The sequence below is a fragment of the Gammaproteobacteria bacterium genome (genome assembly GCA_035501935.1).
Classification (GTDB): domain Bacteria; phylum Pseudomonadota; class Gammaproteobacteria; order JAJPIJ01; family JAJPIJ01; genus JAJPIJ01.
The window spans coordinates 40,256-50,131 of sequence record DATJVC010000021.1; the positions used below are offsets into that span (position 1 = coordinate 40,256).

The 9,876-nt window shown below is 61.6% G+C and carries 8 protein-coding genes; 7 read left to right on the plus strand and 1 reads right to left on the minus strand.

Going from position 1 to position 9,876, the window contains the following annotated elements:
• The 3 genes from VMH34_05375 (at position 1) to VMH34_05385 (ending at position 2,319) form a co-directional block, all read left to right on the plus strand.
• On the plus strand, positions 1 to 1,047 hold the full coding sequence (locus VMH34_05375) for a GGDEF domain-containing protein (protein HTT08204.1): 1,047 nt from the start codon (positions 1 to 3) through the stop codon (positions 1,045 to 1,047).
• Between the two features lie 19 nt (positions 1,048 to 1,066).
• Positions 1,067 to 1,810, plus strand: a complete 744-nt coding sequence (locus VMH34_05380; GenBank protein HTT08205.1) for an SDR family oxidoreductase — start codon at positions 1,067 to 1,069, stop codon at positions 1,808 to 1,810.
• Positions 1,811 to 1,962: 152 nt separating this feature from the next.
• Entirely contained in the window at positions 1,963 to 2,319 is a 357-nt protein-coding gene (locus VMH34_05385; GenBank protein ID HTT08206.1) for an isoprenylcysteine carboxylmethyltransferase family protein, read from the plus strand.
• A gap of 22 nt (positions 2,320 to 2,341) precedes the next feature.
• On the opposite strand, the gene VMH34_05390 is transcribed toward VMH34_05385, so the two are convergent.
• Entirely contained in the window at positions 2,342 to 3,829 is a 1,488-nt protein-coding gene (locus VMH34_05390; GenBank protein HTT08207.1) for a leucyl aminopeptidase family protein, read from the minus strand.
• A gap of 70 nt (positions 3,830 to 3,899) precedes the next feature.
• On the opposite strand from VMH34_05390, the gene aceE reads away from it, so the two are divergent.
• The 4 genes from aceE to VMH34_05410 all read left to right on the plus strand — a co-directional run.
• Positions 3,900 to 6,554 (plus strand): pyruvate dehydrogenase (acetyl-transferring), homodimeric type, encoded by a 2,655-nt coding sequence (gene aceE / locus VMH34_05395; protein HTT08208.1) that lies wholly within the window; start codon positions 3,900 to 3,902, stop codon positions 6,552 to 6,554.
• Between the two features lie 10 nt (positions 6,555 to 6,564).
• Positions 6,565 to 7,866 (plus strand): 2-oxo acid dehydrogenase subunit E2, encoded by a 1,302-nt coding sequence (locus tag VMH34_05400; GenBank protein ID HTT08209.1) that lies wholly within the window; start codon positions 6,565 to 6,567, stop codon positions 7,864 to 7,866.
• A 19-nt stretch (positions 7,867 to 7,885) separates the two neighbouring features.
• Positions 7,886 to 8,674, plus strand: a complete 789-nt coding sequence (locus tag VMH34_05405) for an alpha/beta fold hydrolase (GenBank protein HTT08210.1) — start codon at positions 7,886 to 7,888, stop codon at positions 8,672 to 8,674.
• Between the two features lie 70 nt (positions 8,675 to 8,744).
• On the plus strand, positions 8,745 to 9,876 hold a 1,132-nt coding region (locus VMH34_05410), incomplete at its 3' end, for an argininosuccinate synthase (protein ID HTT08211.1).

Here is a 9,876-nt window from a genome sequence, read left to right on the forward strand (position 1 = left end):
ATGGATGATTTGATCTTAAAATCCGTCATCGAAATCACCCGTCAGCGCGACACGGATTCCCTTGAATTGAGCCTGGTGACCACGCTGGCCCAGTTCGTTCCCGCGAGCGCCATCACATTGTATGAATCGTTCGGAGAAGGCCCGACCGATGCCGTGGATGAGGTTGTACGTCTTTCCATAACGCCGAATGGCCGCTACGGCCGGGATTACAATTGGAGCACGGGGAAAAAGACGATCACACCGGATGACCAACTCCGGAATTGCCTGCAATCATCCTCCATCGTCGTGGTTGAAACCAGCGCCGGAACGACGCTGCTGCATTACCCCATCTTTTCTGAACATAAAGTCAGGGGCGCGCTCGCACTGGAATGCAGGGAAGATCCCTTTTCATGGCGCCCCATCATCGAGGCCCTGATCACGGTCTATGGCAACTACCTGACCGTTCTGAATGAGAGCGAACGCGACAAGCTGACCGGCCTGCTCAACAGACGCACCTTCGATCGCAAGCTCGACAAGCTATTGAAAGCCCAGCGGGACAATCAGGTCACCAATAAATATACCTCCGCCGGATCCGAACACAGGCATGTCGACACGAAATCCAACGCCTGGCTGGCCATGGTGGACATCGATCATTTCAAACGCATCAACGACACCTACGGACATCTGTTCGGGGACGAGGTTTTATTGACCCTGTCGCAGAAGATCCGGCGCTTTTTCCGAAAATCGGATCTCATGTTCCGGTTCGGCGGGGAGGAATTCGTGATTGTTCTGGAACCCATTCCCGCAGAGTCGGCCAAACGAACGCTTGATCGATTCTCGCAGGCCATTGCCAGTCATAATTTCCCGCAGATTGGCAAAATCACCGTCAGTGTCGGTTATGCCGGAATCTCGGAAACCGATTTTCCACAAGTCGTTCTGGAACGGGCGGACAAGGCGCTTTATTTTGCAAAAGACAACGGCAGGAATTGCGTTTTCAATTACGAAGAATTAGTGGCGAATGGACAGCTGAAAGAACGGCCATCGGCTCAATCCGTCACTCTTTTTTAACAAAAAACGGACAAAACCAATGAGCCCTTCTCTCCAAGGCAAGCGCGCGCTGATCACCGGCGGCAGCCGCGGCATCGGCGCAGCCATCGTCAAACGTCTCGCGCGGGAAGGCGCCGACGTTACGTTCACCTATGTCAGCAAGCCGGATCAGGCCAACGAAACCGTAAAGGCAGCCAAGGCGCTGGGCGTACGTGCGCTGGCCATTCAGGCCGACAGCGCCGATCCAAAAGCCGTCGCCGCCGCGGTGGAGAAAGCCGCGCGCGAATTCGGCGGCCTCGACATCCTGGTCAACAACGCCGGCATTGCCCTGATGGAATCGCTCGATGATTTCAGTCTGGAGGATTTCGATCGCACCTTCGCGATCAACGTGCGCGCGGTATTCGTCGCCACCCAGGCGGCGGCCAAACATATGAAGGAAGGTGGACGAATCATCAACATCGGCAGTTGCAACGCCGATCGCATGCCGTTTCCGGGCGGTTCGGTGTATGCCATGAGCAAGGCCGCGCTGCAAGGACTGGTCAAGGGGCTGGCGCGCGATCTCGGTCCGCGCGGCATCACCGTCAACAACATCCAGCCCGGGCCGGTCGACACCGACATGAACCCCGCCAACGGCGAATTCGCCGAGTCACTCAAAAAGTTGATGGCGCTGCCGCGCTATGCTGGTGCCGATGAGATCGCGGCGATGGTCGCCTACCTTGCCGGCCCCGAAGCCGGCTTCGTGACCGGCGCCAGCCTGACCATCGACGGCGGTTTCACCGCCTGAGAGAATTATCAGTAGCCCAACTTCAGTCGCATGGAAAATACGTGCAACCCCAAGCTGATAATCCCGGCGTTCTGGTATTTCCTCCGTTGCTGTATGGGGTCGCACTGCTCGTTGTAATAACACTTCATTGGCTTTGCCCGTTGCATATTCCCGTGCACAACGCGGTGTTCTGGTTGGGCATCGTGTCGCTAGTTACTGGAGTCGGCATCGCCGTGTGGGGTAAAAAAGCCATGGATCGTGCGGGTACCAACGTGAACCCTAGGCAGCCCACCACCGCTATCGTCACTGGAGGCCCATTTCGTTACTCCCGCAATCCGCTTTATCTCGCAATCACGATGATTCTTCTCGGCATCTCCTTTGCCATCGACACGTGGTGGGGAGTCATCGTCATCGTTCCCGTCCTGCTCATCCTGCACAACGGTGTCGTTCTGCGCGAAGAACGCTATCTCGAGCAGAAGTTCGGCGAGAGTTATCTCCAGTACAAGCGCACCGTCCGCCGTTATCTCTGAAAGAGAATCCCGCCGGTGTTGCTTATGTTCCCGCGAGGTGCTGATCGAGTAGTAGATTCAAAGTCAGGCGCACGCCGAAACCGTTGAAGTGTGTCGGCACATGCGCCAGTCCTTCGCGATTGCTGGCGCTGGATAAATCCAGGTGCAGCCACGGGATGCCCTCGCCGACGAAGCGCGACAGGAAGCGCGCGGCGAGGATGTGATCCACCGGCCCTTCCTCGGCACATTGCTTGGTGTCGGCGATCTGGCTCTCCAGCATTTTTTCGTAATCCGGCGGCAGCGGAAACGGCCAGATGCGCTCGCCACTCTCCTGCCCCGCTTTGATCAGTGTCTGCCACCACTCCGGCCGGTTGGTGAAGGCGCCGCTGTAACCCTTGCCGATAGCCTGCACGCAGGTGCCGGTCAGCGTGGCATAGTCGATGATCAGGCGCGGCTTGGTTTGCGAACACAGCGCCAGCGTGTCGGACAACACCATGCGCCCCTCGGCGTCGGTGTGGATCACTTCGATGGTCGTGCCGTTGGACGCTGTGACGACATCAGTGGGCTTGTAGCCCTTGGGGCCAACATGATTCATGGCCAGCGCCAGCCACGCCTCCACCGGATACGGCGCCTTCAACCGCGCCAGAGCCAGCAACGTGCCCAACGCCACGGCGCTGCCCTGCATGTCGCCCTGCATGCCGAGCATGAATTTTGCCGGCTTCACGTTGATGCCGCCGGTGTCGAAGCAAATGCCTTTGCCGACCAGCGCAATCGGCGCCATTGTGGTCTTGCGTGAAGGTTTGTAGCGCAAACGAAGTATGCCGGCATCCGGCACCGGACTGCCCTGCGCCACGGCCAGAAACGCACCGGCCTTTTTCTTGCGCAGAGTGTCGACATCATAAAATTCCATGGCGAGGTGGTGTTCTTTGGCCAGAGCAGCGACGCGCTGGCGGTACGTCGTCGGCGTCAGTTCGGTCGGCGGCAGCGTGGCGAGATAGCGCGCCAGCGAACTCCCCTCCAGTTCCGCGTAGGTGCGGCGGAAGCGATGCGCGGGCGCGCAGCCATATAAATGAATAGTGGTGAGTTTGCGCCGCTTGTCCGGCTTGCTGCGCATGTCCGGCATGGGCGCCGCAGCCGCGAGCGTTGCCGAGATCAGCGCCTCCGCCATCTGCTCCGCCGGTTTCACCTTGAAGCCGACGATGGCAAGACCAATCTCTTCAGGTTGGAATTCCTTGTGTCCCGCCAGCAGTTGCCGGGCCAGGGTCAGGCGTTCGAAAGTCGTGGCCTTCTCATCCAGCGCGGCACAGGTCACATGACTGCCGATGGCATTGGGCAGGGTCGTGGACCAGGCTGCGTTTTTTTTGATGCCGCCGGGCCGGCGGCTGGCGCGCTCATGCAACACCACACCGGCCGGAAACTTCGCCCAGACCTTCATGTCCGCGCCGGCGGGCACGACCACCACCCAGTCGATGATGGCATCGACCTCGGCGGCCTTCGGCAACGCGGATTTTTGCGTCAAACGGATGTCCATGCGGCACTCCTGCTATAAATTTGTTCGTTCAACTATACTTGAGTTAACGGCATAACAATAATCCTCCACCATGAGCCAGCCGATGGCCGACGACGATCCGCAGGAAACACAGGAGTGGCTGGAAGCGCTTGAGGCGGTGATCGAGCGCGAAGGCGTGGAGCGCGCGCATTTCCTGCTGGAAAAATTGATCGACAAGGCGCGCCGCTCGGGCGCCTACCTGCCCTACTCCGCCAACACCGCCTACATCAACACCATACCGCCGCAGAAGGAGGAATACACGCCCGGCGATCCCGCCATCGAATGGCGCATACGCTCGCTGGTGCGCTGGAACGCGCTGGCGATGGTGGTCAAGGCCAACCGCAAATCGAGCGAGCTCGGCGGGCACATCGCCAGTTTCGCCTCCGCCGCCACGCTGTATGACGTGGGCTTCAATCATTTCTTTCATGCGCCGACCGGGAACCACGGTGGCGATCTGATCTTCGTGCAGGGCCACAGCGCGCCGGGCATTTATTCGCGCGCGTATCTGTACGGCCTGCTCGATGAGGAGCACTTGAGCAATTTCCGGCAGGAGGTCAATGGCAGGGGACTGTCGTCCTATCCGCATCCCTGGCTGATGCCGGACTTCTGGCAGTTCCCGACCGTGTCGATGGGTCTCGGGCCGCTCATGGCCATTTATCAGGCCCGCTTCATGCGCTATCTGGAGCATCGCGGGCTGGCCAACACCGCCGGACGCAAGGTATGGTGCTTCTGCGGCGATGGTGAGATGGACGAGCCGGAATCGATGGGCGCCATTGGACTTGCCGCGCGCGAGAATCTCGACAACCTCATCTTCGTCATCAATTGCAACTTGCAGCGGCTCGACGGGCCGGTGCGCGGCAACACCAAGATCATCCAGGAATTCGAGGCCGCCTTCCGCGGCGCCGGCTGGAACGTCATCAAGGTGATCTGGGGCGCGTACTGGGACCCGCTGCTGGCGCGCGACCATAAGGGCCTGCTGCTGAAGCGCATGGAGGAATGCGTGGACGGCGAATACCAAGCCTACAAGGCCAACGACGGCGCCTACGTGCGCGAACGCTTCTTCGGCAAGTATCCCGAACTCAAGGCCATGGTCGCCAACATGACCGATGCCGACATCTGGCGGTTGAACCGCGGCGGGCACGATCCGCACAAGGTCTATGCGGCTTACGCGCAGGCGGTGAAGCACACCGGCCAGCCGACCGTGATCCTCGCCAAGACGGTCAAGGGCTACGGCATGGGCGAGGCCGGCGAAGGACTGAACTTCACCCATCAACAGAAAAAGATGGGCGAGGAGTCGCTGAAGCAGTTCCGCGATCGCTTCTCCATCCCCATCTCCGACGAACAGATCGCCGAGACGCCGTTTTACCGGCCGCCGGAGGACAGCCCGGAGATACGCTATCTCAAGGAACACCGCCAGGCGCTGGGCGGCTTTCTCATGAACCGCCGCCCCGCGCCGCAGCCGCTGCCCGTGCCGCCGCTGTCCGTCTTCGAATCCATGCTCAAGGGCACCGAAGGCCGCGCCATATCCACGACCATGGCCTTCGTGCGCTGTCTCACGCTGTTGTTGAAGGATCCAAACCTCGGCAAATTGATCGTGCCCATCGTGCCGGATGAGGCGCGCACCTTCGGCATGGACGGCCTGTTTCGGCAGCTTGGCATCTATTCCTCGGTCGGCCAGTTGTACGAGCCGGTCGATCACGATCAGGTGATGTACTACCGCGAGGACATCAAGGGACAGATTCTGGAGGAAGGCATCTGCGAGGCCGGCGCGTTTGCCTCCTGGATCGCCGCCGCCACGGCCTATCGCCATCACGGCGTGCAGACCATACCGTTCTATATCTTTTACTCCATGTTCGGCTTCCAGCGCATCGGCGATCTGGCGTGGGCGGCGGGCGACATGCGCGCGCGCGGCTTCCTGCTCGGTGGCACCGCGGGCCGCACGACGCTGGCCGGCGAAGGCCTGCAACACCAGGATGGCCACAGCCATCTTGCCGCCGCCACCATCCCCGATTGCGTGGCCTACGACCCTGCCTACGCCTATGAGCTGGCGGTGATCCTGCACGATGGATTGCAGCGCATGTACGTGCGCCACGAAAATATCTTCTATTACCTGACCGTGATGAACGAGAACTACGCGCACGGCGCCATCAAGCCGGAATGGGAGGACGGCATACGGCGCGGCATGTACCTGCTGCAACCGGCGGCGGGCAAGGCGCAGGTGCAACTGCTGGGCAGCGGCACGATCTTGAACGAGGTCGTGGCGGCGGCGAAATTGCTGGCCGAGGATCACGGCATCGCCGCCGATGTCTGGAGCGTCACCAGTTTCAACGAACTGCGCCGTGAAGGCCTGGACTGCCAGCGCGCCAACATGCTGCATCCCGAAGCCAGGCCGCGCGTGAGTCATGTCGAGTCGCAGTTGCGCGGACGCGCCGGGCCGGTGGTCGCCGCCACCGATTACATGCGCGCGTATGCGGATCAAATCCGCGAATTCGTGCCGGCGCGTTACCGCGTGCTCGGCACCGACGGCTTCGGCCGCAGCGACACGCGCGAGCAACTGCGGCGGTTCTTCGAGGTCAACCGTTATTACGTCACCGTGGCGGCACTCTCCGCGCTGGCCGAGGAAGGCGCCGTGCCGCGCGCGAAGGTGAGCGAGGCCATCAAGCGTTACGGCATCGACCCCGACAAGCCCAATCCCGTCACGGTTTAGTCCAGCGCCCATGGCTGACGAAATCTTCCTGCTGCCCGACATCGGCAATTTCGACAACGTCAGCATCATCGAGGTGCACGCCAGGCCCGGAGACACGTTGAAGGCCGAGGCGCCGCTGCTCACGCTGGAGAGCGACAAGGCCACCATGGACATCCCCGCGCCTTATGACTGCCGCGTGAAGGAACTGAAGGTCGCCACCGGCGCCAAGGTTTCGCAAGGCGCGCCGCTCGCCCTGCTTGAACGAATCGGTGCGGCGCCATCCAAGCCCGCCGCTGCCGCCGCCAAGTCTCCGGTGGCGCCAGCGAAGGCCCCACCAGTTTCAACATCCACGCCAGCGCCCGCAGCGCCCCCTTCACCCTCATCTCCACCCGCGCTGCCGCGCGGCGCGCAGACGGTGGAAAGCCAGTCCGCGCACGCGCACGCCAGCCCCTCGGTGCGACGCTTCGCGCGTGAGCTGGGCGTGGATTTGGGGTTGGTCTACGGGCGCGGGCCCAAGGGCCGCATCCTGAAAGACGATGTCAAGGCCTTCACCAAGGCCATGCTGAGCGGCAGCAAGCTGCGCAGCAGCGGCGGTTTCGAACTGCCCAGTCAGCCGCCGATCGATTTCTCCAAGTTCGGCCCGGTGGAAACCAAGCCCCTGGGGCGGCTCAAGCGGCTGGGAGGCCAGGCCCTGCACCGCAGCTGGATCACGGTGCCGCACGTGACCCAGTTCGACGAGGCCGACATCACCGAGCTTGAGGAATTCCGCCACTCCAAGCTCAAAGACGCCGAGAAGAAGGGCGTCAAGCTGACGCTGATCAGCTTTCTGCTCAAGGCCGCGGTAGCAGCGCTGGAGAAGTATCCTGACTTCTGCACCTCGCTGTCACCGGACGGCGAGTCGCTGATCTACAAAAAATACTTCCACATCGGCGTCGCGGTGAACACCGATCAGGGACTGGTGGTGCCGGTGATCCGCGACGTCGATCAAAAGGGACTGTTCGAGATCGCGCGTGAGGTGCAGGCCGCCAGCGACAAGGCCCGCGCCGGCAAATTCACGCCCGCGGACATACAGGGCGGCTGCTTCACCATCTCCAGCCTGGGCGGCGTCGGCGGCGGATATTTCACGCCGATCATCAATCTGCCGGAGGTGGCCATACTGGGCGTTTCGCGCGCCGCCAAACGGCCGGTGTTCCGTGATCACGCCTTTGTGCCGCGGCTGGTGCTGCCGTTTTCCCTGTCCTATGACCATCGCGTCATCGACGGCGTGGCCGGCGCGCAGTTCACCCAGTATTTGAGCACCATTCTTTCCGATATCCGCCAAATCCTTTTGTAGCTTTTGTATCCCTTACACCGTGACCGGGGCCGTTGCGCTGCGCTACACCGAGTCAGGCCATGGTAGCCCGTCGATCGTGATTCTGCACGGACTGTTCGGCGCGCGCCGCAACTGGCAGCGCATCGCCCGCAAGCTGGCGGAATCGCATCGCGTCATCAGCGTGGACTTGCGCAACCACGGCGAGTCGCCGCATACCGCGGCGATCAATTATCCGGCGATGGCGGCAGATGTCGAACATTTGCTGGATAATCTCAACGTACCATCGGCAACACTGCTCGGCCACAGCATGGGCGGCAAAACGGCCATGTATTTTGCCTTGCAATACCCGGAGCGGCTGCGCGCGCTCATCGTCGTCGACATTGCTCCGGTGACCTACCCGTTCCGCTACAACCGACTGGTGGCGGCTATGCGTGAAGTGGTTGCGCTCAACCTCAACAGCCGCGCCGAGGCCGATGCCCGGCTGACGTCGCACGGCGTCGAATCGCCGTTGCGCGACTTCCTGCTGCAGAATTTTATCCTTGAGGACGGGCGTTATCGATGGCGGTTCAATCTCGAGGCCATCGAACGGGACATGCTGCACATCATGGGGTTCCCCTCGCCAGGCCAGGTGCGGCCGGAGCACCCGCCCGCGCTTTTTATCTGCGGCGAGCATTCCGAATTTGTCACCCCCGCCCACCACGCCGATATCCGGCGGCTGTTTCCCGGCGCCGCTGTCATCACCCTGCCGCAAAGCAGCCACTGGCTGCACGTGGAGCAACCAGAACGCTTTCTCGCCATTGTCACGGATTTTTTACGGAACTTGCGGTAGGCTGGACGCCATCAAGCCATGCGTGCACAATGCGCCCCCATTATTCAGAACCGCATTCCCTGGAGCCGCCATGACGTCGCGTAAAATTAAAAAAGTCGTCCTCGCCTATTCGGGCGGCCTCGACACGTCCGTCATCCTCAAATGGCTGCAGGAAAATTACGGCTGCGAGGTCATCACCTTCACCGCCGACATCGGCCAGGGCGGGGAGCTGGAGCCGGCGCGGGCCAAGGCGCGCAAGTTCGGCGTCAAAAAGATCTACATCGACGACCTCAAGGAGGAGTTCGTGCGCGACTTCGTGTTCCCGATGTTCCGCGCCAACGCCATCTACGAGGGCGAATACCTGCTCGGCACCTCCATCGCCCGCCCGCTCATCGCCAAACGGTTGATCGAGATCGCCAATGAGACCGGCGCGGACGCCATCGCCCACGGCGCGACCGGCAAGGGCAACGATCAGGTACGTTTCGAGCTGGGTGCCTATGCACTCAAGCCCTCTATCCGCGTCATCGCGCCGTGGCGCGAGTGGGACCTGACCTCGCGCGAGAAGCTGCTGGCCTACGCCGAAAAACACGGCATTCCGGTGGAAATGAAGCGTGGCAGGAAATCGCCCTACTCCATGGACGCCAACCTGCTGCACATCTCCTACGAAGGCGGACCGCTGGAAGACCCGTGGCAGGAGGCCGAGGAATCCATGTGGCGCTGGACTGTCGCGCCGGAACGGGCGCCCGACAAGCCGACCTACATCGAACTCGGTTTCGAGCAAGGCGACCCCACGACGCTGAACGGCCGCAAGCTCTCGCCCGCCAATCTGCTGGCGCAACTCAACAAGCTGGGCGGCGCCAACGGCATCGGCCGTCTGGACCTGGTGGAGAACCGCTACGTCGGCATGAAGTCGCGTGGCTGCTATGAGACGCCGGGCGGCACGATCCTGCTCAAGGCCCATCGCGCCGTCGAGTCGCTGACGCTGGATCGCGAAGTCGCGCATTTGAAGGATGAGATCATGCCGCGCTACGCCGCGCTCATTTACAACGGCTACTGGTTCAGCCCGGAACGGCGCATGCTGCAGCAGATGATCGACCATTCGCAGCGGCACGTGAACGGCGTGGTGCGGCTCAAACTGTACAAGGGCTCGGTCACCGTGGCCGGACGCAAATCGGCGACGGACAGCCTGTTTGACGCCAACATCGCCACCTTCGAGGACGACG